The organism is Chryseobacterium cucumeris, from assembly GCF_016775705.1.
In the GTDB taxonomy this organism is placed as follows: Bacteria; Bacteroidota; Bacteroidia; order Flavobacteriales; family Weeksellaceae; genus Chryseobacterium; species Chryseobacterium cupriresistens.
Map to the genome: position 1 here is coordinate 1,924,708 of NZ_CP068760.1, position 22,031 is coordinate 1,946,738.

Consider the following 22,031-nt stretch of genomic DNA (forward strand, 5'->3'; position numbering starts at 1 on the left):
TTATGAGCGACTCTATAATTTTAGGTATTGAATCGTCCTGTGACGACACCTCAGCAGCTATCATCAAGGGAAATTCTATTCTTTCAAACATTGCCGCGAACCAGGCCATCCACAAAGAATATGGCGGCGTTGTCCCTGAATTGGCTTCACGAGCCCATCAGCAAAATATTATCCCCGTTGTTGAAAAATCTTTTTCTAAAGCAAATATACAACAAAATGCTATCTCTGCTATAGGATTTACTCGCGGACCGGGACTTTTAGGATCTCTTCTTGTAGGAACATCATTTGCTAAGTCTTTGGCGATGAGCCTGAATGTACCTTTGATTGAAGTAAATCACCTTCAAGCCCACATTCTGGCCCATTTCATCGAGGATGCAAATCCTGTGCCGCCTACCTTTCCTTTTTTATGCCTTACCGTAAGCGGCGGACATACCATGATTGTATTGGTAAAAGACTATTTTGATATGGAAATCATCGGCAAAACCATTGATGATGCAGCAGGAGAAGCTTTTGATAAAATCGGAAAGATTTTTGACCTTGATTACCCTGCAGGCCCCATCATCGACAGATTGGCTAAGGAAGGAAATCCCGATGCTTTTACATTCAACAAACCGAAACTGGAAAACTACGATTATTCTTTCAGCGGTATTAAAACTTCCGTGCTGTATTTCATTCAGAAAGAAGTCAGAAAAAACCCGGAATTCATCAAGGAAAATCTTAATGATCTATGTGCATCTGTACAGAAATCCATCATTGAAATCCTGATGAATAAACTTGAAAAAGCAGCCAAAGATCTCGATGTAAATCAGGTCGCTATTGCAGGAGGTGTATCTGCCAATTCCGCACTTAGAAAAGCAATGGAAGACAACAAAGAAAGACTGGGATGGAGTATTTATATTCCAAAATTCGAATATACTACAGATAATGCAGCCATGATTGCCATGGTAGCAAAACTGAAGTTTGAACGTGGAGAATTTACCGATCTGAGAACTTCCGCAACGGCAAAATACGATTTATGAAAATACTCTTAGAAGAAAAAGTACTGGGAACACATTCTAAAAAGAACTCAAAATATTACTGGGTATTGGAAACTATCACAGGAAGACATGAGGGCTCAGAAACTTTTTCAGAGTTTAACGGAGAAAGTTCTGAGACTGGATATATTCAGGATATCAAAGAAGAAGTTTTAAAATTAATTAATTCTGAACATCTTTTTAGTTTTCCCTATATTCCAAAAGAAGGAGATTATTTATCCATCAAAAATAATTTGAGAAAACAGGAATATTTAAATCTGATTTTCATTAATAATGTATGGATAGAAGAAATATACATGTGTTCTTACCGGGAATGTGATACAGATATATATACAACCATCAAAACAGGAGTAGCATTTATAAACCAGGATATATGAAACTATTCTACGGAGACATCAACAGAAATAAAGTTATAATCAACGACGAAGAACAGCAGCATATTGTAAAAGTTCTTCGCATGAGAGATGGTGAAACGATTCACGTGACGGATGGAAAGGGAAAACTGGCTTCCGGAAAACTGATTATAGAAGGCAAGAAAGCGGGGATTGAAGTTTCTGAGATCAAAGAAAATCTGCCGGAATTCAATCCTCAACTTCATATTGCGATTGCTCCCACCAAGAATATTGACAGAATTGAATTTTTTGTGGAAAAAGCGGTGGAAATGGGGATTTCAGAAATAAGCATTATTATCACTGAAAAAACGGAGCGTAAAAACATCAACATCGATAAAATCAGGAAACAGGCTGTTGCAGCATCCAAGCAGAGCCTGAGATTTCATTTTCCGGTGATCAATGATGCTGTAAAACTGACGGATTTTCTGAAAAATATTGATCCGGAGCATACCTTTGTAGCGCATTGCCATCAGAATCTGGAAAGAATTGATCTTAAAAATATTCCTCAGCTGAAGCAGCTTACTTTTTTAATAGGCCCCGAAGGTGATTTTTCTGAAAAGGAGATTGCATTTCTGGCAGAAAACAAAGTAAGAGCGGTTTCTCTAGGAAGTCAAAGACTGAGAACGGAAACGGCGGGAGTTTTTGTGGCCGCATGGAATTATTACAATATGATATAAATACAAAACGAGAAGGCACAAAACCTTCTCATTTTTATTTCAGATTACTATTTCCAGTCAATATTATTTTCTCTCAGATATTTTTCAAAAATCTGCTGTCCGCTTCTGATTGAATTGACAGCCCAAAGGATTTGCATCCTTAAAAGTTTTTCTTCATTCAGTTTATAATCAATCCCAGACTTTATCAGCTTTTGTTTCAGTTCGTACATACAAATGGAAGCCGCTACAGAAACATTGAAGCTTCTTGTAAAGCCATACATTGGGATGGCCAGTGTTTCATCAGCAAAATCTAAAATCTCCTGGGAAACGCCCTCCATTTCAGTTCCAAAAACCAAAGCAATGGGTTCTGTTATTTCATATTCAGGTAACATTTTAGCGTTCTTTTCCAGCGAAACAACCACTATTTTATATCCGCGGTCTTTAATATTCTGGAAAGATTCCATATTTCGGGGAAGTTTTTCTACCTCAACCCAGGTATCAGCTCCTTTTGTTACACGAAGATTGGGTTCAAAACTGTATTCTTCCTGCAAAGCCACTACTTTATGGAAACCACAGGCTTCCACAGAACGTACAATGGCTGCTGCATTTCTAAACTGATAGATATCTTCCACCACCGGAAGGACAAAGTCTGAACTTTCCTGAGAAAAATGTTCAATTTTCTCGAGCCTTTCTTCGGTTAAAAACTGTTTTAAATATTCAAAGGTTTGCGCTAAATCTTTCATCCGCATTTAGTTATTTTTTCAATAGCCTTATGAAACATCAGTCATTTTCATTTTATTTTTATAAAATTTCATGATAAGCGTTTCATTCATTTTCAAATCTTTGCAAATTAACGTAATTTTGACCTATGAACCCTAATCGGGGGCCAATTCTTAATAAATTAGTACATGAAGCGAAAAGTCCTGCTCATCTATACCGGTGGAACCATCGGAATGGAAAAAGATTATGAAACCGGAAGTCTCCGTGCCTTTGATTTTGGAAATATATTCGAAAAGATGCCTGAAATGAGGCTTATGGAATGCGAAGTCTTTGTACATCCTTTCGCCAAACCGCTGGACTCTTCGGATATGGGACCTGAAGAATGGAGAGTGATCGCTAATTATATTCACAAAAATTATAACGACTACGATGGCTTCCTGATTCTTCACGGAACGGATACCATGTCTTATACGGCATCAGCATTAAGTTTCATGCTGAAGGGATTAAGAAAGCCTGTCATCATGACCGGCTCCCAGCTTCCGATTGGAGACCTGAGGACGGATGCCAAGGAAAATCTTCTGACCAGCCTTTATTATGCCAGCCTTTATGAAAATGACGAAGCAGTCATTCAGGAGGTTGCCATTTATTTTGAGTACAAATTATTAAGAGGAAACAGAACGTTGAAATATTCCGCAGAATATTTTGATGCTTACGCAAGCCCGAATTACCCTATTCTAGGACAGTCCGGAGTTCATCTGAATATTATTAAAGATAACCTTTTCCGCTGTGACCCGACAGTAGAATTTCATGTGGATGAACATATTTCCGAAGATATTTTATTTTGGAGGATTTTTCCGGGAATGCATCTGAGCCACTTCAGGGAAATTCCTAAAATGAAGGTTCTTATTCTTCAGGTGTTTGGCTCGGGAACCATTTTCAGCAGCGCCAAAACGCAGGAAACACTTCAGGAAATCCGGGATAACGGGACTGAAATTGTAGTGGTAAGTCAATGTATTTCAGGAGGCATCTCATTCGGAAAGTATGAAAACAGTAATATTTTCTCCAGAATCGGAGCGATCAGCGGAAGAGACATGACAGCGGAAACAGCGATTACCAAAGCCATGCACTTAATTGATAATCCAAGTTACTCCGGAAGCTTTGCCGATAACTTCACCAGAAGTCTTTGTGGAGAAATTACAGATTAATTTGTAAGAATAATTTGGATATTCCAGAAAATACACTATTTTTGCAATCTCAAAAAGAAAGGTGTCCGAGTGGTTGAAGGAGCTACCCTGGAAAGGTAGTATACGGGTAACTGTATCGAGGGTTCGAATCCCTTCCTTTCTGCAAGAAAGTAAAGCCTGTGCTATTAAATAGTACAGGCTTTTTTATGATCAAGATTCTTGATTATTTTACATTCGTTCCTATAAGTATTTATACTCAGTTTAATAATTGGTCATTTATACGCTACTGCAGGTGCCTTGTTCTTCGTTACTTTGATACACAATCTAACAAACTAAAAACCAAACCAAAATGACATCAACAAGTGTAAATGCAAATTCTTCAGGTCAGTTAGTACTTGGAAACGGAGCACAATTCTGGGTGTATCTTTCCCCACAAAACGATACCTCTAAAATGATTTCTACATGGCGTGTAACTTTTTCACAAGGAGACTGGAGCGACTTCATCTCAAGTGAAAATCCTACCAAACAGATTCAAACGCCCAATCTTTCGGGAATCTTCGAAATTAAAGTAGAATTATTAAGCGGTTCAACAGGTACATGGCGCCAGATTCCACCTCAGGCTGGAAGTCATAATGAAATAGGCTGTAATTCCAACTGTGCTTCTATGGTAGGAATTGTTGCAGACAGTACAAATCCTCCTATCGGAGCTATTAATGCCCATTTCTGGACAACATGGGATGCTATGTGCGGAGTAAGACAGAATTAATAGTAAATAAACCAGTCCATAAACCAAATTGCCACAGTATTTATATTGTGGCAATTTACTTTATATACCATACAAAATCAAATAATTACACAGTAAACCAATAAATACATAGTGCTTTTCCACAAACTACTAACAAGTTACTCACATTTTATCCACAATTAAAATATTATTACAACATTAAGTTTTCCATTAGAATCTTATTCCTAATTCTATCCTAAATCAGGCCTTTACTTTGTCTTGTTTTTAAACAGTATTAAAAGATTTTGAATAAACATTCTATGAACAAAGCCTCTAATTTTGCTATTATAAAGTATTCTCTCTGCGTATCAACAGTATTCTTATCCGTCTCATGGTTTCGCAGCTATTTAAGATTAACAGTAAAACAGTTATCCATACTATTGAGCATGAAGAAATTTTTTGCAGGATTATTTTTATTGGGATGTATAGGAACATCGATCAAAGCGCAGATCAGTCCACCTGGACTGGGAGATGCCAACAATGCATTCTGGGGAGCCTTCGGAGTGAAGCGACAACTCGACTCTTTGGGTAAAAAACAGGCTTTGAGCTACGTAGCCATCGGGAGAAAAAGCAGTCCGGATGATCATAATCTGTTTTCGAAGCAGGCGATCATTGTTTTAAATCATGAAGTTTATCATTCATTTGCGCCACACCAGCAATATAGTTATGCATTAAGTTATCGGCGTCAGCCACAGTATGAAAGTACAGCTCCTTATGATAAAGAAAGTACGGAACAGGAATTCAGAATTTACGGAAGATATGCCTATACTTTTGATCTCGGCAGGAAATGGAAACTTAAAAGTACCATACGCCAGGAATTCAGGAAGTTTTTCGATGCAGACTTTCATAAAGTCGAAGAGGATTTTCAGTTGAGAACACGGATCAAGAATCAGCTCATCTATAATTTATCTCCAAAAAACAATCAGAAACTGGCCTTGAGTGCAGAAGCCCTGTTTTCTATAAGCCATCTCAATGAGCCGGATTCTGAATGGAATTCGTTTGGATATCGTGAAATGCGTATTGCGGCGTACTATATGTTTACAATTCCGAACTCTCCTTTTACTGTAGACATAGGATATATGGACGATCTGATCAGAGACAGCAGAAGTATTCATCATGGTGGCGTTCATTATCTGGCAGCCGACCTGGTATGGAATATTCCTTATAAAAAAAACAAGTAATACACATAAGCAAGTATTCATACAATTGCAATACAAAATCCCGATCATTACTGACCGGGATTTTTGGTTGAAAACATAAGTTTTCCGCAATATAATTAAGTATGAATGTTTGGTGTAAAATTTAGTTGCACAAAGTCAGAAACTGACGGCTCAACTGCACATTGAATTTGGCTTCCGCTCTTGAGCGTGCATAAATAGTCTGTTTAAAAGCATGCACAGTTTTTAATTTCTGGTCTATAAACTCTGCAATTTGAACAACAGAAAAAAGAAAATCCCTGTATACTGCCATATTAACGGTCTGTCCATAATAGGGAAGATAAGCTTTTAAAAATGGAATGGCTTTCTGATGACGGTTGTAGCTGATACAATACCCTACTCCTTCCATTGAAGTAATAATACTGTAATTATTAATATAGTCCTGAATATTTTTACTGCCATCAAGAGCATGAGCATTTTTTGAACAAAACTTATTGATCTTATCCAGAATATGCTGGGCATACTCCATCATGGAGATATTTTTAAATTCAAATACCTGATTCATTCCATTGGATGGAGAAGTTTCACTATCACAATCAATACAGAAAGAGATTCCGATTTTTTCATGATAAGGAAAAAAGCAGTCTTTCACTTCAATGGAAGCATCGGGCTTTAGCATGTCATCTGCAAAGTTATAATACACATAGGGGCGATAAAGCTCTGCAAGCGCTTTCAGGTAATCTGTTTCGCTGGTATTATGATATTCTTCAAACCATTTTTCAAGGTTATCGTAATAATTACTTTCAAAGTCGTTAAAGTTTAAGTAAAATGGCAATTCCATAGCTCTGTAATTTTGATATGACAAAGCTATAGCCGTAATGCGACAAAACTTGACGTAATATATTTTTTTGTAAAAAGATTTTTGTCAATGGTCAATTTTTGCTTCGCAAAGTCAATCGTCAATCATAATTAAAGCTAAAGTTCGCAAGGTCTATTAATATACAGAATTTATCAGTTCACAAAGGCACTCCGTTCAGCCAAGACATTAGTGTGTACATTGCTGAGTGAAACGCCTTCGCGATCGTTTTTTATAATAAAATATCGTAGCGGACTTTGTGTTAAAATCTATGTAAGTGTATCAAAAACTTGACGCAATATATTTTTTGTGAAAAAGATTTTTGTCAATGGTCAATTTTTGCTTCACAAAGTCAATCGTCAATCATAATTAAAGCTAAAATTCCCAAGGTTTATTAATATACAGAATTTATCAGTTCGCAAAGGGCACTCCGTTCAGCCAAAGACCTTAGTGTGTACATTGCTGAATGAAACGCCTCTGCGGTCGAAAAAAAGTAAACATCATAAAAACTTTGCGAACACCACGTTCAATTATATACGAGCTTATAAAATTCACAAGCGCAGCGATTTGACCATTCACCATTGACACTTATTTATCATAATTCTTCATAATGTACTCAAAGTAGTGGATCATTTTCAGATAGTTTTCAATACTAAGATATTCATTGGTACTGTGAATACTCTGCTGCTCGGCACTGTTGATCTTAATCGGCATGAACCTGTAGACGTTTTTGCTTACAATTTCATATTTACCGGCATCGGTTCCAGCCATAGTAAGATAAGGGGTAACAATGGCTCCTGGATGAATTTCTTTCACTCCGGCTTCTATCATTTTAAAAGCTCTTGTATTGGTTGGGGAAATAGCAGAAGCTTCCCTTGTATTATCAATTTCTTCTACCTCAACATCAAAACCTTCAGTCGATTTAGCAATATGATCTCTTACATCTTTCACCGAATTTCCGGGAAGTAATCTGAAATTAACCACAAATTCCACTTCTGGAGAAAGGACGTTAGTTCCATCACTTCCTTTCATCATCGTTAAAGCTGTTGTGGTTCTCACCAAAGCATTGGTTGTATTATTTTTGGTAAGCTGGGAAATCAGTACCGGTTTTAAAAGCCATTGATTCGCCAGTGCCATTCTTGTGGCAAAAGGCATTTCACCTCCGATATTCGTAAAAAATTCTTGGATTAAAGGGGTAATAACAGGTTTCATCTGGTGATCTTCCAGACGCTGCATGATAACAGCAGCTTTTCCGATTGCGCTTTCCATAGGAGGCATAGAAGAATGTCCGCCCAGCCCTTTTACTTTGATTTTTGCAGAAAGAAAACCTTTTTCAGCACATCCTACTACGGCAACGTCTGTATCAATTCCGGCTACATTTCCTTTTCTCATAATCAATCCTCCTTCGTCATAAACAGCATCGAATTTCAATCCCTTTTTCTTAAAATAATCGGCAATCTGAATCGCTCCTTTCTTTCCGCCTACTTCTTCATCAAAACCGAAAGCCAGATAAATATCACGCTGTGGAATCTGTTTGTTTTTAATCATAGAATTCATGGATTCCATCAAGGAAAAAAGCATTCCCTTCATATCTATGGCACCTCTTCCGTAGATCCTTCCGTTGGCAACAGCTCCTGAAAAGGGGGCAAATTCCCAATCTTCTGCGACTTTTGAAACGGGTTCTAAAGGTTTATCATCCGGACGGAATACATTTGGATCATTATTCTTTATATCAGCATCTCCGGGAGGAACTACGTCCATATGGGAAAGAAATAAAATGGGTTCCAGAGCAGGATTGCTTCCTTTAAGCCTGAACACCAGTCCATATTGGTTCACCTCAACATTTTCCGTATTTTGATAGACCAATGGATAGGATGTTTTCAGATAGGTTTTAAACTGATCAAACGGAGCATAGTCGAATTCACCCAAACTCCCTGTAGAAACGGTGGGTACTTTTATTCCTCCTGAAAGTCTCATGACTGCAGAATCATTTTTTACCGGTTTCCAGCCCTCGCCTGCCCCGATATTATTTTTTTTAAATGGATAGGTGTAGGTTTTGATTAATACGACAGCAGCCAGAATGACAACGATTCCCAAAAGGATTAAAAGAAATTTTTTCATAGTGAATAGTTTGTGAGGTGATTTTATTCTATAAATATAACAAAGTATTTTATGCCCAACAATTTAAAGCCTGGTTTTTTCATCAATGGAACATTTACAACAGATTCTTTTGGGTATAAGATGACGGATCGTTTTTATAGTAAACGTAAAGTTTTATATTCCTAAAACTGAATATAAGAGAGCTAAGCAGTAATCAACAAGTTGATTCGATGAAGCTTTGAGTCTTTCTAGTACTTTGTGTTTTTTCTTTAACGCAAGGACACAAAGTTTTTTATTACTGATATATTTAAGGCAATCGTTTTCACACCGTTGCGGTTTCTTTTAATCCAGGATTTCGTTCATTTCGGTTAAAATGATAGGTTTTCCATCAGTAATTACAATGGTATGCTCATGCTGGGCCATGTAACCGCCTTTATTACCTACCATAGTCCATCCGTCTTTTAATTCTACAGCAATATTGGAATCGGTGGAGATAAATGTTTCAATAGCCACGACAGAGTTTTTCTTAAAACGTCTGAAATCATAACGGTTTCTGTAGTTCAGCAATTCGTCAGGCTGTTCGTGTAAGCTTCTCCCTACTCCGTGGCCTGCAAGATTCTTAATAACTTTAAGACCTCTTTTCTTCGCTTCTGTTTCCATTAAATGCCCTATGTCTGCTATTTTGACACCACCTTTGATATTGTCGATAGCTTTTCTCAGGATATCCTTGGAAGCTTCCACCAGTTTCTGATGTCCGTGAATATCTTTTCCGATCACAAAAGAACCTCCATTATCTGCCCAATATCCGTCCAGTTCTGCTGAAACATCAATATTGATCAGATCGCCTTCTTTCAAAATCCTTTGATCTGTTGGAATCCCATGGCAGAATTCATCATCCACGCTGATACACGTCCAGCCTGGAAATCCATACGTCAGATAAGGTGCTGATTTTGCTCCGAAACCTTCCAGTATTTGGGCTCCATATTCGTCCAGATCTTTTGTGGTCATGCCGGGTTCAGCATAATCCATCATTTTCTTCAATGTATAGGCAACAGCTTCACTTACTTTTTGCATTCCCAGCATCTGATCTTCGTTGGTGATTGACATAGTTTTGTTTTGATTGTTATTGAGAACTACAAAGTTAGGAAATTAAAACGTTCTGAGATGACCTGTTTCCATTTAACACGATCCTCCAACTGGCGCGGCCGCAACGACAAAAACATGTTGCTTAAAAATAAAAAAGGGCCAACTCAAAAGAATTGACCCTTCCAAAAAACATTAACTGTTTATTGATAGAATTATGATGTTTTATTTCCAGCCTCCACCTAAACTTTTATAGATGTCAACTACTGTGCTGAGCTGTTTCTGTTTTGCCTCAATAAGTTCCATTTTAGCATCCAAAGCATCTCTTTGGTTCAAAAGAACCTCAAGATAATCTGCTCTTGAATTTCGGAATAACTGATTGGCAATATCAATAGACTGATCCAGGGCTTTCGTTTCCTGAGATTTCAGTTGATAATACTGATCTATATTTTTAACCTTTGACATCAGATTGGCAACGTCCAGATAAGCATTCAAAATCGTTTTGTCATATTCGTACAATGCCTGAACCTGTTTTGCATCTGCTGTCTGAAAATTCGCTTTTATGGCACTTTTGTTAATTAATGGTCCTGCTAATTCACCCACAAGATTGTAAGCTATTGATTCCGGCATTTTAACAAGGTATGAAGGTTTGAAAGCCTCCAGGCCTAATGTTGCCGAGATTTCCAGGGAAGGATAAAACTCTTTTCTTGCCGCTTCCACATCCAGTTTTGAAGCTTTTAATTCCAGCTCGGCCTGTTTGATATCAGGACGGTTGGCTAATAACTGAGATGGTATTCCGGTATAAACCGTCGGAGGAATGGTAGACATAAAGTTTTCCTTCGTTCTCACAATCGGCTGTGGATATCTTCCCAGCAAAGCATTGATTTCATTTTCTTTCTCAGTAATCTGCTGGCGGATGGTATATTCTGCCGCTTTGGATTTTGCCAGTTCTGCTTCAAATTTCTTCACCGCCAATTCTGTTGCAGCAGCGGCTTCTTTCTGAATTTTAGAAATTTCCAGTGCTTTTTGCTGAAGCTTGATATACTGCTGTATAATATCCAATTGATTATCCAGCGCCAGCAATTCATAATAATTATCGGCAACTTCTTCAATAAGATTAGATAAAACAAAGTTTTTCCCTTCTACTGTAGAAAGATAATGGGCTACGGCAGATTCTTTTTCCGTTCTGAGCTTTTTCCAGATGTCAATCTCCCAGCTGGCATTTAATCCTGCTTCAAAATTTCCAAGCGGATCTGGCATTTCCTTTCCCGGTTCAATTTCTGTGGTAGCATCACCTGCTCCTTCGCTGGTATAGCGTCCGGATTTTTTCAGTCCTGCTCCTACTCCTGCAGACACCGTTGGGGTTAATCTTCCTTTTTTAGCTAAAACACCACTTTTAGCAATCTCAATCTCCTGAAGAGTAATCAGCAGCTCCTGATTATTTTTTAAAGCCGTTTCAATAAGAGTTACCAGGTTTGGATCCGTAAAGAACTGTCTCCAGGGTGTGGTTCCGCTGTTATTGTTGGCATCCTGCTGCTCTTCCTGATTAAAGTTCTGAGGAATATTTTCTTTTACCTCATCTTTTATAACAGTCGCCATCGGCGCCTTACAACTTGCAAGTACAAGTGATAAGGTAATGGCTGTGATTATATTTTTAGTCTTCGAATTTTCCATCATGTTCATAAGGTTCAGTTTGTTCTGTTAAAGGATTCTCTTCTTCATATCTTGCCAATCGTGACTTATCAGCAATGGTTCCGAAGATATAATACAATCCGGGGATAATCATCAATCCGAAAATGGTTCCGATTAGCATTCCTCCTGCTGCTGCTGTACCAATGGTTCTGTTACCAATTGCTCCCGGCCCCGTTGCAATCACCAATGGAATTAATCCGGCAATGAAGGCAAATGAAGTCATCAAAATCGGACGGAAACGGATGGCAGCACCTTCAATAGCAGCTTTTGCCACTGGGATTCCTTCTTCGGCTTTCTTCTGTACGGCAAATTCAACGATCAACACTGCATTTTTACCCAAAAGTCCGATCAGCATGACCATCGCCACCTGTGCATAAATGTTATTCTCCAGTCCTAAGAGTTTTAAGCATAAAAAGGCTCCAAAAATACCTGTAGGCAGAGATAAAATAACCGGAAGCGGAAGGATGAAACTTTCATACTGTGCAGAAAGAATGAGATAAACAAATCCTAAACAAACCAGGAAGATAAATATGGCTTCATTACCACGGCTTACTTCGTCTTTAGAGATACCCGCCCAGTCGATACCAAAACCTCTTGGAAGTGTTTTATCTGCAACTTCCTGAATCGCTTTGATTGCCTGGCCACTACTGTATCCGGGAGCAGGCGTTCCACTTACTTCTGCAGAGTTATACATATTGTGTCTTGTAATCTCCGATAGTCCGTATACTTTTTCAAGCCTCATAAAATCTGAGTAGGGAACCATCTGGTCTTTATCATTTTTAACATACAGCTTCAACAGGTCGGTTGGGAGTGCACGATATTGAGGGCCAGCCTGAACAATGACCTTATACGGCCTGTCAAAGCGGATGAAACTCGTTTCATAGTTGGAACCAATCAATGTAGATAGATTATCCATTGCTTTTTCAATGGTTACTCCTTTTTGCTCTGCAAGATCATTGTCTATCCTAAGCATATATTGCGGGAAACTCGCAGAATAGAATGTAAATGCCGAACCAAGTTCCGGGCGTTTTTTAAGCTCCTTCACAAAGTCATTACTTACCTGTTCCATTTTATGATAATCTCCACTTCCTGCTTTATCCAGCAGACGAAGCTCGAAACCTCCTGCAGCTCCATATCCCGGAACGGAAGGCGGTTGGAAGAATTCAATATTGGCTCCCGGAATATTTTTGGCTTTTTCCTCAAGCTTTTCAATAATTTCTGCAGCTGATTCTTTACGTTCTTCCCAGCTTTTAAGGTTGATCAGACAGGTTCCTGAATTGGATCCGGTACCTTCAGTCAAAATCTCATATCCTGCAAGAGAAGAAACGGATTGTACTCCATCAATATCTTCAGATTCTCTCAAAAGCTCTCTGGCGATCTGATTGGTCCTTTCCAATGTAGAACCCGGAGGCGTCTGAATAATGGCATAGATCATCCCCTGATCCTCGGCCGGAATAAATCCTGAAGGTAAAGAATTGCTCAGGAAGAATGTGCAGGCACAAAATGCCAATAACAATGGTAGTGTTATTGTCTTTTTTGTCACTGTTTTATTCAGAAGCTTCTCATATCTTCCGGCTCCTTTTGTAAACAGGTTATTGAATTTATCAAGGAAAATAGTAATTGGAGTTTTCTTTTTAGCTTTTCCATGATTATTTCTTAAAATCAAAGCACATAAAGCCGGTGTCAAAGTAAGTGCCACTACCCCTGATAAAATAATGGATGAAGCCATTGTAATAGAGAACTGGCGGTAGAATACCCCAACCGGGCCGGACATAAATGCAATCGGGATAAATACCGATGCCATTACAAGTGTAATTGCGATAATTGCTCCACTGATCTCATGCATGGCCTCCTCTGTGGCTTTTAATGGTGAAAGATGTTTTTCTTCCATCTTGGCGTGAACAGCTTCAATAACTACAATCGCATCATCTACCACAACCCCGATGGCCATTACCAGGGCAAATAGAGAAATCATATTCAGGGTAATTCCGAAGGCGGACATGACGGCAAATGTTCCTACTAATGAAACCGGAACGGCTAAAGCAGGAATCAAGGTTGAACGCCAGTCTCCAAGGAACAGGAATACTACGATAGCAACCAGGATGAAGGCCTCAAACAATGTGTGGATAACTTTTTCCATGGAGGCATCCAGGAATCTTGATACGTCATAACTGATATCGTAATGCATTCCTTTCGGGAAGTTATTTTTTTCAAGATCCTTCATCAATGCTTTTACATTTTTGATAACGTCACTTGCATTGGATCCGTAGGATTGTTTTACGGTGATCGCTGCGGAAGGTTTTCCGTTCAATGTAGAATAAATGTCATACATGGAACTTCCGAATTCTATATCCGCTACATCTTTTAATCTTACAGATTCTCCGTTTGGTTTTGCTTTTAAAATAATGTTTCCATAATCTTTTTCGTTATTAAAACGTCCGGGATATTTTAATACATATTCGAAAGACTGTGAACGTTTTCCGGAGCTTTCCCCTGTTTTTCCGGGAGAAGCTTCCAAACTCTGCTCATTCAGAGATTCCATTACTTCATCTGCTGAGATGTTATAGGCGGTTAATCTATCCGGTTTAAGCCAGATACGCATGGCATATTCACGGGTTCCCAGGATATCTGCAAAACCTACACCGCTTACCCTTCTCAATTCAGACATTACGTTGATATCTGCATAGTTGAAAAGGAATTTCTGGTCAGCTTTAGGATCATCACTGTACAGGTTAATATACATCAACATGTTAGGTTCTTCACGCGTGATCTTTACTCCTTCACGTACTACCAAAGGCGGAAGTTTATTGACCACCGAAGATACACGGTTCTGCACGTTTACTGCAGCTACATTGGGATCCGTTCCCAGATCAAATACAATCTGAATGGAAGCTTCCCCGTCATTTCCGGCATCTGAAGTCATGTATTTCATACCGGGAACTCCATTTAATCCTCTTTCTAAGGGGATTACTACGGATTTAATCAACAGTTCGTTGTTGGCTCCGGGATATTCTGCGGTGATATTTACTTTAGGCGGAGAAATGGAGGGAAACTGTGTCACCGGAAGTTTTACCAATGACAATATTCCCATAAATACAATAATCAATGAGATTACTATGGACAGAACTGGTCTGCGAATGAATTTCTTAAACATACTGTTTCGTTTTAGAGACCACTACTCTGCTTTTAGTTTCAATGATTGAAGAACTTTCTTAGGATCCTGGAATTTTGTTTTCACTTTCTGATCATCCTTTACTTTCTGAACTCCTTCCAAAAGAATCTGATCTCCTTTTGAAATTCCTGATGCCACTACATACAAGTCCGGAAGTTCATAGGCTACTTTGATATTTCTGGATTTTGCTACTCCATTTTTATCAATCACGAATACATATTTCTGATCCTGGATTTCATAGGTTGCTTTCTGTGGAATGATCAATGCATTATGAACCGGCATTGACATCTGTACTTTCCCGGTTTCTCCGTTTCTCAGAAGTTTATCAGGATTAGGGAATTTCGCTCGGAAAGCAATATTTCCTGTTTCATTATCAAATTCTCCTTCAATCGTCTGAATTTCTCCTTTTTGTGTATACATTTCTCCATTGGCTGTAATCAGAGAAACCTGATTGCTTCCACGATCTGCAGCATGAGTCTGATAGCTCAGATATTCAGGTTCAGAAACATTGAAATAGGTATAGATACTTGTATTGTCTGACAATGAAGTCAGCAGATCACCTTCATCTACAAGACTTCCCAGCTTCAAAGGAATTCTGTTGATAATACCGGAAAACGGTGCTTTGATGTCAGTAAAGGAAAGATGGATCTGAGCTAGCTTCATTTCTGCATTGGCAGCATCCAGCTTGGCTTTTGCCATTGCTCTTTCATTTTTAGAAACGATATTGTTTCCTGCTAATGTACTTGCGTTTTTCAGCTCAATGGAAGCCTGTTCCACTTCTGCTTTTGCTTTTAATAATTCTGCCTGATACAATTTAGGCATGATCCGGAACAATGTTTGTCCGGCCTGTACGTACTGGCCTTCATCTACAAAGATTTTTTCCAGGAAACCTTTTTCCTGAGCTCTCACTTCAATGTTTTTTACAGATTGAATCTGGGCTACATATTCTTTATTGATTACGGTATCCATTACCACAGGAGATGTCACCGGATATACGGTAACTTCTTCTTTTTCTTCTTTTTTCTTATTGCAGCCAACTGCCAACAGAAGGACACTCAGCGCAATTCCCGAAACAACTCTCTTTATCATAATTCTAGAGTTTATATAAATCGTTAATGTTTTGATAGAATAAAACGGTAATAAAAGCGGTACGATGTGATGATTACCGGCATACACAGCGTAAAGTATTTCTACCTGGAATCAGGCAGAAAATCAATAAAAACGGGGAATTCTTAAATTCTAATGGAACGGATAAGAATGAATCTTTTGGTAGATAGGCCAAGAACAAAACCATGAATATCCGGTTTTGACCGCTTACAACTTTTCAATCCAAAAATATAAACAAGACTGAAAACTCCGGCAAAAACAACAATAGCCTGCCATACATCAGACAGCTGGAAATCGTTTTCGGTAAGTTCTAAAGTGGAATTGTCTACATTGTCTGCCATTTGCTGAATAGAGAGCTTTTCAAAAGTCTGATTCAGGCGGTTGGCTCTTTTGGGCATATGATGAGAAACATGACCGGAATAGTCATTTCGAAGCGTTTTAACGTTGAGTCTGCTTTCCACTACAAAGAGCAGAAAAAGACCGGTTAAAAAGTATACTATAAAGTTTCTCATTTTGAAGTTGCAAATGTACACCCAGATTATGATACTATCATAGCAGATTAACAAAATTTAACTCTCCTTTAAAATACCTGAAAATAAAAGAATGAAAAGTATTTAACATTTCCTTTATTTAAGCATAATTCAAGCAATCCTAATCTTTCATCTGTGCCCATTTAAATTTTCAAATATTAAGCCACTTTTTTGGATTTAAGGAAATTTTAATTTTAATGCTGTTGCTTTTTTGAACATTTCCAAGTGTCCCGGTATTCTATTCTGCCCCCTCCCTTATCCAAAACTAAACTTCATCATAATTTCAGATTATTAACATTAACTTATTGTTCTTCTCTTCTTTTTGAGTTATTTTTGCCAAAAATTTACACAACAAATGAAAAATGAAGAAAAACTACTTTATCCTTCTGGAAAAAAATCCTTTTAAAAATCCTGAATTAACAAGGTTTATCCTAAATTTTCCACAATAATTATTACTTTCTGTTTCGTGAATTCTGTTTCAAAAAACTGTGAGTTAAATGAGCTAATATTTTAATTATCTGTTAGTTTATGAAAAATTAACACATATTTATTAAAAATATTTGTAAATTTATATAGCATTAATATCATAATTCATGAAACACTTTAAAATCACTTATCACTATGAAAAATTTATTAGTACCAATCCTTTTCGGATTGACCCTTATTTCCCTAACAGCGTGTAAGCATCCCGGAAAAGAAGCTGAAACCATTACCGCTGCTGCCCCAGAAAATACAGATGACATTTCAAAAAATGTGTATGTTGACAGTTATGGAGAAAAAATAGAAGTGACCATCAACAATACCAAAAATACAGCAACAATACATTTAAACGGTAAAACTTTTGACCTTAAAAAAAGTGATGCCTTACCTGAATATACAGCCTCTAATGAAGAGTATCAATATTCTGATATTAAAGGCAATATCACTTTCCTGAAAAAGAATGTAGATATGGTTCTGTTTCATCTTAAACAGGCAAAAAAAGAGTCTGGTCCTGCAAAAATGGCATCGTATTAGCATAGGGATTAGCAATTCTAATTAAAAAAATAAACATTATGAAAAGTTTATATTATTATTTTTCGGCACTTGTTATCGCAACATTTTTAGTTGTTTCGTGTAAAACACAAAATGCTCAAAAAGCGACAACTGATATTACAGGAAAAACGTGGAAACTTACAGAGCTTAACGGGAAACCGATTGAACTGAAGAATCCTAAAAACAATCCTTATTTCAAACTTGAAATGGATGGAATGAGATATCAGGGACATGCCGGATGTAATGGCTTGGGAGGAACATTTGAGATCAAACCTGAGGTAATGAGAATTAAGTTCAATCAGGGAATGTCTACCATGATGGCTTGTGAAGATCTTGATATTGAAAATCAATTTACGAAAGCAATCCTGGCAGCAGATAATTACTCTGTAAACGGAAATACCCTTACTTTAAACAAAGCAAGAATGGCCCCTTTAGCTAAATTTGTTCTTCAATAATTAAATTTCACTTACATAAAAAAATACGCTTCATCATGATGAGGCGTATTTTTTTATTTTTTTTTATTGTACATCATATAGCATATCAGAAGACTGATATTGACCAGAACAGCAAATGCATTGGACAAAATAATGGGAAGCTCGTCTTTTTCAAAGCCATACCACACCCATAAAGAGAGTCCTGAAATAAGAACCAGGAGCATAAGTAAGGAAATATCTTCCACATTTTTTTCTCTGATTACTTTGACAAGCTGTGGAATCATCGAAATAGAAGTAAGAACGCCGGCAACGATACCTAATATATTTTCATCCATAGATTTTCAGTTTGGAAATTAACACTAAGATACACTATTGAAATCTTTTCAATGAAACTTCTTCATGCAATGGAATATCCTGTTCAATAAAACGGAATAAATCTCTTGCAAAATAGCAGCCGTTGAGGATACCACGGGCACCAAGCCCGTTAAAAACGTAAAGATTACCGAATGTTTCATGTCTTCCAATGATGGGTCTTCTGTCTTTTACTGTGGGGCGGAATCCAAAATGTACTTCTTCCACTTCAAAATCATAAGGATAAAATTCTGAAAGTCCCTTCACCAATTGGTCAACTGCTGATTCATCAATGTGATGGTGAAGCTGCTCTCTGTCATAAGTGCCTCCGTAAAAATACAGTCCGTTTCCGGTTGGAAATAAAAAGTGTTTTTTCTTAATGGTTATGTTTTCAGGAATTGGCTGGGAAAGTTTCACCCTGATGTGGTGGCCTTTGTTAGGATTCACGGTGATCTCTGAAAAATAGGGATTGTCTTTCACACCCATTCCTTCACAGAAAATAATATTTTTGAAGGTATAATCTTTATAAGTGGATTCAGATGGATTTAATTTTGAATAATCAAATTTTTCCTTTACCAATTGATCATTTTTTTCAAAATAATCGAATAAACCGCTAAAAAATCCATTAACATTCAATCTAGCAGATTGATTCACCTTTCCTGTAAGAAAGTCGTTTTTTACTACCTCTAAACGATCAAAATTCTGATCAAGAAAATTCGACAATTCTTCATTTGCGGATTTTTTCAGCCATAAATTCTGTTCATTCTCATCATGAAAAATTCTGTGAATAGGAGCATTGATCAGATAATTTTCCCCTGTATATGATTCTATTTCTTTAAGACTGTCTTTAAGAAAATCTATTTGTTCCTGCGCTTTCCAGAATGTGGTAAACTTCTTCAGGACCACAGGATTGATAATTCCTGCTGAGACCTGGGAAGCACTTTTTCGTCCTTCAGTAAAAATGACGAAAGATTTATCATTTTTAATTAGCTGATGGGCCACAAAAAGCCCTGCATATCCGTCTCCTACAATAATATAATCTACATGCTTCATATGAGAAATTTCATTTGTTTAAAGGTCATATGTGATCGCCTGTGTCATTGGTTATTGTTCGGTATAAACAAAGGGCGATTTTATCATAAAAAAACCTGAGTAAAAATACTCAGGTTTTCTATAAATATCAAGTGAAATTTAGTAATTCCACATATCATTTTCCATGTCAAGAATCTGTGCTTTGATTCTGTCGCTTTCTTCCAGCTGCTCTTCAGCATTTCTAGGAATATAGTCTTTGATAGTACCATCTCCTAAACCGCTTGAAGATTTGTAGATAATAGAAGAGAACCTTCTTGCATTGATGACATCATCGAAAGATAAGTCAGCAGAAGAATTTTTTCTATTGAAAACATAGTTGTTTGCTAAAATATCACGAGCACTTGGATAGTAAATCCAGAACAAATCGATCAGTTCATCAGCACCAGCTAAAGGTTGACCATCAGGACCAATTCTTCCAACAGATGTCGGATCCGGACCCATAGCTGCGATACCAAGCGGTCTGTATTTCATCTGACCATCTCTTTTATCGATAAACCACATACCCATCACTTTAAGAACTTTTACTTTATCAGTAGTTGTTCTGATGATATCTGTTAATCTTTTCTTCTCGTCTTCTGTAAGTGTTCTTCCAGAGTTAAGGATATCGATAGCTTCTTCGTCAAGTCTTACACTTTCCAATCTTTTCTGAATGGCTTCCGGTGAAAGTCTGGTAACGAAGTTTTCGTCATCATAAACTTCTTTGATGTCACCTTTAAGGGCTCCATCAAGTAATAATTGATATAATGATCTTGTAGAGCTGGAAAGAAGACCATCCGGATTGTCATAATAAAACGGCTGGTTGATCTTATCATTCATATCAATGATTTCCCAAACAAACATACTTTTGTAAATATCCTTGTCATCAACGAAACCATATTCAAGAGGCTTTACTTTATTGCTGATAACAGTATCCCCTGCTTTTCTCATTGATTCAGCTCTCATTTGTCTGAATTCCTCAGGAGAAGCAGCATTCAGAATAGTCTGGGAAAAAGCGAATCCCGAAACTAAAACTAAAAGGGTGCTAATATATTTTTTCATAATATGATTTTACAAATTAACCTTATTGAACATTAATAATTACAGGTGAAATTTCCTTAAGTCTCTGGTTACCCAATCCTGTAGCCGTAGCCTGAATATCATAAATCTGAACTACATCACCAGGTCTAAGGTTTCTAAGCATACCTTCTGCTCCTGATAGTGAGCTACCTTGAATCAGAGTACCTGCTTTTCCTGGAAGCTTAATAATAAAGCTATTAACAGTGAATGAAACAGGGAAGTCAAAGTCTGGTAAAGTAGCAGAAACAATCTGGTTAGGAATAGAACCTACCGGCATAAAGTTTACAGCTTTACCTCTGATCTGACCTTGTGGTCTAGGGATATTCTTAATTCTATATTCAAATACCTGAGAAACTGTTTTACCATATGGATCTGTTCCTGATAATGTTAACTTCACTACATTTCCTGTTGTAGGAGTAACATTCCATTTACCCTGACCTGTACTCTTCACAGTAGCTCCTGCTGCAGATAATGAAAGTTTAGAATTGTCAGCACCTAAGATTGATCCTGAAACAGGGTTCTCAAGTCCTCTATACATTACATTCATCTTATCGGCAGAAAGTAATAATCCTTTTTCAAGTTTTACTTCTCTTGGTCCTGCAATTACATTATAAGTATGTGTCCAAGGGAAAGACTGAGGTTTCCCTGAAGCATCTGTTAATGTAATCGTACCTCCTAATTTATGTTCGCCAATTCCAGAACCTGAAATTTGCATAACACCTTTACCGTTTTCTACTCTGCTTACTCCAGAGATGCTGATCTTGTTACTGTTAGAATAAGTTCCCAGCATTACTTTTACTTCAGCCTGTTTTCCTGCCTGGATATCTACCGGACCTGAAACAATAGGCTCATAGCTTGAGAATTTGATATTCGCATCTACTTTTTCCTGAAGTAATAGTGCCAATGCATCAGACTGAACGTTTCTGGCATCATTTTGGATAATTTCCAAATTAGATATCGCAGCGATTAGCGGCTGATGGTAAAATTTATTCTGAAACCAGGTCTTTTCATTGGGAGATGTTCCTTTAGGATACTCCGCAATAAGAGACTTATTGGCTCTTGCTACTAAATCCTGTAACTGGGCATTGCTTCCGAAAGTAGCATTGATGTAGTTTCTTACATCATCAATTTTAGCTTTCAGATCCAGTGCATTCTTTGATGGAGTATTTTCATCTCCTTCCTTAAAGAAATATTCAGTAGTCGCTTCATTATTGTTCAATGCAGCAAAGTTTTCACTTACATCAATATCTTTTCCTGTTTTAGGATCCTTATCGTGAAACTCAGATTGTTTTTTCAATAGATCTTTAACATCCTGAGCAGATTTCACCAACGCATCAATTTTGGTTTTCAATACTTTGTACTGAGCCCAAGGCTGTGCGTAAGTATCAGGAACTTGCTGAGCTTTAGCTTCCAACGTTCTCTCAAAGATCTTCTCGTTCTTTCTTTCTGTTAAAGTTCTGGTTTCATTTAATGCTCTGGTAGAGTCATAGTATGATCTGATGATTTCTGCATCAATATTTAGGGCCATCATCGCGATGAACACCAAATACATCAGGTTGATCATCTTCTGACGAGGGGTCTGTTTTCCTTGTGCCATTC

Annotated in this window: 20 protein-coding genes and 1 tRNA gene; 9 read left to right on the forward strand and 12 right to left on the reverse strand. The window is 37.5% G+C overall.

Annotated elements, in window-relative coordinates:
• The first annotated feature begins 2 nt into the window (after positions 1-2).
• Genes tsaD through JNG87_RS08610 form a run of 3 tightly spaced genes read left to right on the forward strand, consistent with a single transcriptional unit; the run spans position 3 to position 2,103 of the window.
• Entirely contained in the window at positions 3-1,019 is a 1,017-nt protein-coding gene (tsaD, locus tag JNG87_RS08600; protein WP_202843402.1) for a tRNA (adenosine(37)-N6)-threonylcarbamoyltransferase complex transferase subunit TsaD, read from the forward strand.
• Positions 1,016-1,411 carry a hypothetical protein gene (locus tag JNG87_RS08605; protein WP_110010837.1) on the forward strand — a complete coding sequence of 132 codons (396 nt, stop codon included), beginning with the start codon at positions 1,016-1,018 and terminating at the stop codon, positions 1,409-1,411. Before tsaD ends, JNG87_RS08605 begins: the two co-directional genes overlap by 4 nt.
• Positions 1,408-2,103: an RsmE family RNA methyltransferase gene (locus tag JNG87_RS08610; RefSeq protein WP_202843404.1), complete on the forward strand. Its 696-nt coding sequence runs from the start codon at positions 1,408-1,410 to the stop codon at positions 2,101-2,103. Before JNG87_RS08605 ends, JNG87_RS08610 begins: the two co-directional genes overlap by 4 nt.
• Positions 2,104-2,150: 47 nt before the next feature.
• On the opposite strand, the gene JNG87_RS08615 is transcribed toward JNG87_RS08610, so the two are convergent.
• Entirely contained in the window at positions 2,151-2,831 is a 681-nt protein-coding gene (locus JNG87_RS08615; protein ID WP_202843407.1) for a TrmH family RNA methyltransferase, read from the reverse strand.
• Positions 2,832-2,990: 159 nt separating this feature from the next.
• Between JNG87_RS08615 and JNG87_RS08620 the strand changes: the two genes are divergently transcribed.
• From JNG87_RS08620 to JNG87_RS08635, 4 genes are all read left to right on the forward strand, one after another.
• A complete protein-coding gene (locus JNG87_RS08620; RefSeq protein WP_202843409.1) occupies positions 2,991-4,007 on the forward strand; it encodes an asparaginase in 1,017 nt (338 codons plus the stop codon).
• 55 nt (positions 4,008-4,062) lie between these two features.
• Positions 4,063-4,149, forward strand: a tRNA-Ser gene (locus JNG87_RS08625).
• Between the two features lie 186 nt (positions 4,150-4,335).
• The gene (locus tag JNG87_RS08630; RefSeq protein WP_034696971.1) at positions 4,336-4,752 is read left to right on the forward strand and encodes a hypothetical protein; all 417 of its coding nucleotides are present in this window, start codon (positions 4,336-4,338) and stop codon (positions 4,750-4,752) included.
• Between the two features lie 404 nt (positions 4,753-5,156).
• Positions 5,157-5,951 carry a DUF2490 domain-containing protein gene (locus tag JNG87_RS08635; protein WP_202843411.1) on the forward strand — a complete coding sequence of 265 codons (795 nt, stop codon included), beginning with the start codon at positions 5,157-5,159 and terminating at the stop codon, positions 5,949-5,951.
• Positions 5,952-6,072: 121 nt separating this feature from the next.
• On the opposite strand, the gene JNG87_RS08640 is transcribed toward JNG87_RS08635, so the two are convergent.
• From JNG87_RS08640 to JNG87_RS08670, 7 genes are all read right to left on the reverse strand, one after another.
• Positions 6,073-6,768 (reverse strand): hypothetical protein, encoded by a 696-nt coding sequence (locus JNG87_RS08640; RefSeq protein ID WP_202843413.1) that lies wholly within the window; start codon positions 6,766-6,768, stop codon positions 6,073-6,075.
• Between the two features lie 603 nt (positions 6,769-7,371).
• On the reverse strand, positions 7,372-8,904 hold the full coding sequence (locus tag JNG87_RS08645; protein WP_202843419.1) for a M20/M25/M40 family metallo-hydrolase: 1,533 nt from the start codon (positions 8,902-8,904) through the stop codon (positions 7,372-7,374).
• A gap of 321 nt (positions 8,905-9,225) precedes the next feature.
• Entirely contained in the window at positions 9,226-9,990 is a 765-nt protein-coding gene (map, locus tag JNG87_RS08650; protein WP_202843427.1) for a type I methionyl aminopeptidase, read from the reverse strand.
• A gap of 201 nt (positions 9,991-10,191) precedes the next feature.
• Positions 10,192-11,649, reverse strand: a complete 1,458-nt coding sequence (locus JNG87_RS08655) for a TolC family protein (RefSeq protein WP_202843429.1) — start codon at positions 11,647-11,649, stop codon at positions 10,192-10,194.
• On the reverse strand, positions 11,621-14,812 hold the full coding sequence (locus JNG87_RS08660) for an efflux RND transporter permease subunit (RefSeq protein ID WP_202843431.1): 3,192 nt from the start codon (positions 14,810-14,812) through the stop codon (positions 11,621-11,623). The genes JNG87_RS08655 and JNG87_RS08660 overlap by 29 nt, the downstream gene beginning before the upstream one ends.
• A 21-nt stretch (positions 14,813-14,833) precedes the next feature.
• On the reverse strand, positions 14,834-15,916 hold the full coding sequence (locus tag JNG87_RS08665; protein ID WP_410668096.1) for an efflux RND transporter periplasmic adaptor subunit: 1,083 nt from the start codon (positions 15,914-15,916) through the stop codon (positions 14,834-14,836).
• A 146-nt stretch (positions 15,917-16,062) separates the two neighbouring features.
• Positions 16,063-16,449, reverse strand: coding sequence for a hypothetical protein (locus JNG87_RS08670; RefSeq protein ID WP_110009503.1), 387 nt, complete (start codon positions 16,447-16,449; stop codon positions 16,063-16,065).
• Positions 16,450-17,088: 639 nt separating this feature from the next.
• Here JNG87_RS08670 and JNG87_RS08675 point away from each other — a divergent pair.
• Positions 17,089-17,481 carry a multicopper oxidase domain-containing protein gene (locus tag JNG87_RS08675; protein ID WP_120233455.1) on the forward strand — a complete coding sequence of 131 codons (393 nt, stop codon included), beginning with the start codon at positions 17,089-17,091 and terminating at the stop codon, positions 17,479-17,481.
• A 38-nt stretch (positions 17,482-17,519) separates the two neighbouring features.
• Positions 17,520-17,954, forward strand: coding sequence for an META domain-containing protein (locus JNG87_RS08680; RefSeq protein ID WP_202843434.1), 435 nt, complete (start codon positions 17,520-17,522; stop codon positions 17,952-17,954).
• Between the two features lie 53 nt (positions 17,955-18,007).
• Here the strand turns inward: JNG87_RS08680 and JNG87_RS08685 are convergent, their stop codons facing one another.
• The 4 genes from JNG87_RS08685 to JNG87_RS08700 form a co-directional block, all read right to left on the reverse strand.
• Positions 18,008-18,268 (reverse strand): SemiSWEET transporter, encoded by a 261-nt coding sequence (locus tag JNG87_RS08685; RefSeq protein WP_202843436.1) that lies wholly within the window; start codon positions 18,266-18,268, stop codon positions 18,008-18,010.
• A 34-nt stretch (positions 18,269-18,302) separates the two neighbouring features.
• A complete protein-coding gene (locus JNG87_RS08690; RefSeq protein ID WP_202843438.1) occupies positions 18,303-19,337 on the reverse strand; it encodes an NAD(P)/FAD-dependent oxidoreductase in 1,035 nt (344 codons plus the stop codon).
• A gap of 138 nt (positions 19,338-19,475) precedes the next feature.
• The gene (gene gldN, locus JNG87_RS08695) at positions 19,476-20,414 is read right to left on the reverse strand and encodes a gliding motility protein GldN (protein ID WP_110009508.1); all 939 of its coding nucleotides are present in this window, start codon (positions 20,412-20,414) and stop codon (positions 19,476-19,478) included.
• Positions 20,415-20,436: 22 nt separating this feature from the next.
• Entirely contained in the window at positions 20,437-22,029 is a 1,593-nt protein-coding gene (locus JNG87_RS08700) for a GldM family protein (RefSeq protein WP_202843440.1), read from the reverse strand.
• Between the last annotated feature and the right edge of the window lie 2 nt (positions 22,030-22,031).

What these genes read in the sequence shown, in the direction of transcription:
- tsaD (WP_202843402.1), top strand. Translation starts at nt 3, where the DNA reads ATGAGCGACTCTATAATTTTAGGTATTGAATCGTCCTGTGACGACACC.
- JNG87_RS08605 (WP_110010837.1), top strand. Translation starts at nt 1,016, where the DNA reads ATGAAAATACTCTTAGAAGAAAAAGTACTGGGAACACATTCTAAAAAG.
- JNG87_RS08610 (WP_202843404.1), top strand. Translation starts at nt 1,408, where the DNA reads ATGAAACTATTCTACGGAGACATCAACAGAAATAAAGTTATAATCAAC.
- JNG87_RS08615 (WP_202843407.1), bottom strand. Translation starts at nt 2,831, where the DNA reads ATGCGGATGAAAGATTTAGCGCAAACCTTTGAATATTTAAAACAGTTT.
- JNG87_RS08620 (WP_202843409.1), top strand. Translation starts at nt 2,991, where the DNA reads ATGAAGCGAAAAGTCCTGCTCATCTATACCGGTGGAACCATCGGAATG.
- JNG87_RS08630 (WP_034696971.1), top strand. Translation starts at nt 4,336, where the DNA reads ATGACATCAACAAGTGTAAATGCAAATTCTTCAGGTCAGTTAGTACTT.
- JNG87_RS08635 (WP_202843411.1), top strand. Translation starts at nt 5,157, where the DNA reads ATGAAGAAATTTTTTGCAGGATTATTTTTATTGGGATGTATAGGAACA.
- JNG87_RS08640 (WP_202843413.1), bottom strand. Translation starts at nt 6,768, where the DNA reads ATGGAATTGCCATTTTACTTAAACTTTAACGACTTTGAAAGTAATTAT.
- JNG87_RS08645 (WP_202843419.1), bottom strand. Translation starts at nt 8,904, where the DNA reads ATGAAAAAATTTCTTTTAATCCTTTTGGGAATCGTTGTCATTCTGGCT.
- map (WP_202843427.1), bottom strand. Translation starts at nt 9,990, where the DNA reads ATGTCAATCACCAACGAAGATCAGATGCTGGGAATGCAAAAAGTAAGT.
- JNG87_RS08655 (WP_202843429.1), bottom strand. Translation starts at nt 11,649, where the DNA reads ATGAACATGATGGAAAATTCGAAGACTAAAAATATAATCACAGCCATT.
- JNG87_RS08660 (WP_202843431.1), bottom strand. Translation starts at nt 14,812, where the DNA reads ATGTTTAAGAAATTCATTCGCAGACCAGTTCTGTCCATAGTAATCTCA.
- JNG87_RS08670 (WP_110009503.1), bottom strand. Translation starts at nt 16,449, where the DNA reads ATGAGAAACTTTATAGTATACTTTTTAACCGGTCTTTTTCTGCTCTTT.
- JNG87_RS08675 (WP_120233455.1), top strand. Translation starts at nt 17,089, where the DNA reads ATGAAAAATTTATTAGTACCAATCCTTTTCGGATTGACCCTTATTTCC.
- JNG87_RS08680 (WP_202843434.1), top strand. Translation starts at nt 17,520, where the DNA reads ATGAAAAGTTTATATTATTATTTTTCGGCACTTGTTATCGCAACATTT.
- JNG87_RS08685 (WP_202843436.1), bottom strand. Translation starts at nt 18,268, where the DNA reads ATGGATGAAAATATATTAGGTATCGTTGCCGGCGTTCTTACTTCTATT.
- JNG87_RS08690 (WP_202843438.1), bottom strand. Translation starts at nt 19,337, where the DNA reads ATGAAGCATGTAGATTATATTATTGTAGGAGACGGATATGCAGGGCTT.
- gldN (WP_110009508.1), bottom strand. Translation starts at nt 20,414, where the DNA reads ATGAAAAAATATATTAGCACCCTTTTAGTTTTAGTTTCGGGATTCGCT.
- JNG87_RS08700 (WP_202843440.1), bottom strand. Translation starts at nt 22,029, where the DNA reads ATGGCACAAGGAAAACAGACCCCTCGTCAGAAGATGATCAACCTGATG.